The sequence below is a fragment of the Pseudomonas sp. 05N434 genome, assembly GCF_056396965.1.
In genome coordinates this window covers 1-567 of sequence record NZ_JBFTMK010001060.1, presented here as the reverse complement: position 1 = coordinate 567, position 567 = coordinate 1, and the positions used below count along the sequence as shown (strand labels likewise).

At 58.4% G+C, this 567-nt stretch carries 1 protein-coding gene; it reads right to left on the bottom strand.

The window, feature by feature from the left end; genetic code table 11:
* Positions 1–538: C40 family peptidase (locus AC1DLB_RS31705; RefSeq protein ID WP_477786494.1), on the bottom strand; the 538-nt coding region annotated here is incomplete at its 3' end.
* Positions 539–567 lie beyond the last annotated feature (29 nt).

The following is a 567-nucleotide window of genomic DNA, read 5'->3' as shown; positions in this document are numbered from 1 at the left end:
TATCGACCCGGACACCACCGCTTTTGCGGCTGCTGGAGTGGATGAACTGGTTGTCACCCACGTAGATCCCGGCGTGACTGACACGACCGCGACGGCCATTGGTGGCGAAGAACAGCAGGTCACCCGGCTTGAGGGCGCTGCGAGCCACCAGCGGAGCGTCAACGTTGATCATTTCGCGAGTGGAGCGCGGCAGGTTCATGCCAGCCTCTTCACGAAACAGATAACCGATGAAGCCGCTGCAGTCGAAGCCTGCCTCGGAGGTGCCGCCGAAACGGTAACGGGTACCGATCAGGGACATGCCACGTTCGAGGATGCTGTCAGCCAGAACCGGAAGCTGATACGACTTGCCCCCGGCGAAGTCTGCCAGTTCTTTATTGGTTGCTAGCTCTTCCTGGAAAAGAACGGAAGAAGACTGCGCGGTAACTGAATTTGAAACCTGATGCTGTGGCTCTTGCTGGGACACTGGAGAGTGAGCAGCGCAACCGAACAACAGGGTGACGAGTGCGAGAGGCACGAGGGGTGCGAAGCGATTTAGCATGGGCACGACCGTGGCTGATAGTTGTAAAG